Origin of the sequence: Clostridium sp. (assembly GCF_051656525.1) — a bacterium.
Lineage (GTDB): Bacteria > Bacillota > Clostridia > Clostridiales > Clostridiaceae > Clostridium.
In genome coordinates this window covers 1-1,920 of the sequence record NZ_JBOGCC010000348.1, presented here as the reverse complement: position 1 = coordinate 1,920, position 1,920 = coordinate 1, and the positions used below count along the sequence as shown (strand labels likewise).

The window sequence follows — 1,920 nt, the reverse complement described above, 5'->3', positions numbered from 1 at the left end:
GGTGAGTGTGAATGTGTTGTTGGTGTTCATGTCTTACTCCGTTGTGGTTTGTACTTGACGATGTGGTCATATTATGCGAGTATGACATTACTGTCAACACACGGAGCGAAAATAAAATGACGCATAATATCGAACTCACATTCGCGGCGACTGACCGAATTGATGCAGTCCGTAACACGGTTGCACGGCTGCGTGCGGTCTATGAACCACACTTTACGGTTGGTAAGACTGAAATTACCCGTCGTGGCGACCACATTATTGTGTCCATTCCACTGGGGGCGAAGTGATGAGCAACCTACACCGCACATTAGTCGCTGATGCGGTTGCGCGGGTTACGTTACGTCCGTATCAGCAGGATGTACGTGACCGTGTTGAACATGAGTGGGTGAATGGTCACACCAACGTGCTGGCGGTGCTACCGACCGGTGCGGGAAAGACTGTCCTGTTCAGCTCTATCATCGCGGACGAACCTGGTGCAACGTGTGCGATTGCTCACCGTCAGGAATTGGTCAGCCAGATTAGTCTTGCACTGGCACGTAACAGAGTGCGCCACCGTATTGTGGGGCCGCAAAACGTCATCAAGATGATCGTTCGTCTACATATGGAAGAGGTCGGCGCGAACTATTACGACCCTAACAGTCGTTGCGCGGTGGCCGGTGTTGATACACTCATTCGTCGCGAGAAGCAGCTCGCCAACTGGTTACCTACTGTGAAGTTGTGGGTCATGGATGAGGCGCATCACGTCTTACGTGATAATAAATGGGGTAAAGCGGTCAACATGTTCCCGAATTCGCGAGGTTTAGGGGTGACGGCCACGCCTTGTCGTGCGAGTGGTGAGGGGTTAGGGCGACACGCTGACGGTGTGTTCGACACGATGGTGATTGGTCCCACAATGCGCGACCTGATCAAGAGTGGTAACTTGACCGACTATAAATTGTACGCACCGCCGAGTAACTTTGACCGTGACAGTTTGAAGGTGAGTAGTACAACCGGTGATTTCATTGCGTCCAGCGTGTCCAAGGCTGTCGCGACGTCAAACCTTGTGACGCATACCGACGGTAAGGTAGTTGGCGATGTGGTCACAATGTACAAAAAGCTGCTGGGTGGCATGCTCACCATTGTGTTCGCGCCGGACGTAAAGACAGCTTACGAATTGGAAAGTCAGTACAACACTGCCGGCATTCCCGCTAAGTGTCTGCACGGTGGTACACCGGATGATGAGCGGCAAGCGGCGATCCGTGAGTTCAAAAACAAAAAGATAATGGTTCTCATTAACGTCTCATTGTTCGATGAGGGCTTCGATCTCCCAGCCGTTGAAGCTGTACAGGATGTGGCGGCTACAGGTTCGTTCGGACGATTTGTTCAACGTGTGGGGCGTGCGTTACGACTGAAAGAAGGAAAATTATTCGGTCGGTACGTTGACCACGTTGGGAACATCGCCCAGCACTGTACGGTCGTAACATATGCTGACGGTGAGACGAAGATTGAAGTATGTCACCGCGAATGGACACTCGACCGCCGCGAGAAACGTGCACCGGGTAAGTCAGATGCGCCACCTCTGCGTATCTGTACCGGATGCTCCCAACCGTTTGAGCGATTCCGCAAAGTGTGCCCGTACTGCGGTACAGCTATTCCAGAGCCGGAAGGTCGTACCACTGTGGAATTTGTGGACGGCGATATCACCGAGTTAGACCCCACCGCTTTTGCACAAATGCGTGCCGATGTTGCACGGGTGGATATGTCGCCGCAGGATTACCATGCGCAATTGGCCGGCCGCGGTATGCCACAAATTGGCATCATGGCAAACGTCAAACGTCACATTGTGCGCCAAGGCGTGGTCGGCGAACTGCGTGACGTGCTGGCACACTGGGCAGGTGCGCAACGTGCGGCAGGGTTGAGCGACGGGGAGATTTACCGCAA

Annotated in this window: 1 protein-coding gene; it reads left to right on the top strand. The window is 53.3% G+C overall.

The features are described 5' to 3' along the window. Positions 1-286: 286 nt before the first annotated feature. On the top strand, positions 287-1,920 hold a 1,634-nt coding region (locus tag ACRDDY_RS17120; protein WP_438566144.1), incomplete at its 3' end, for a DEAD/DEAH box helicase family protein.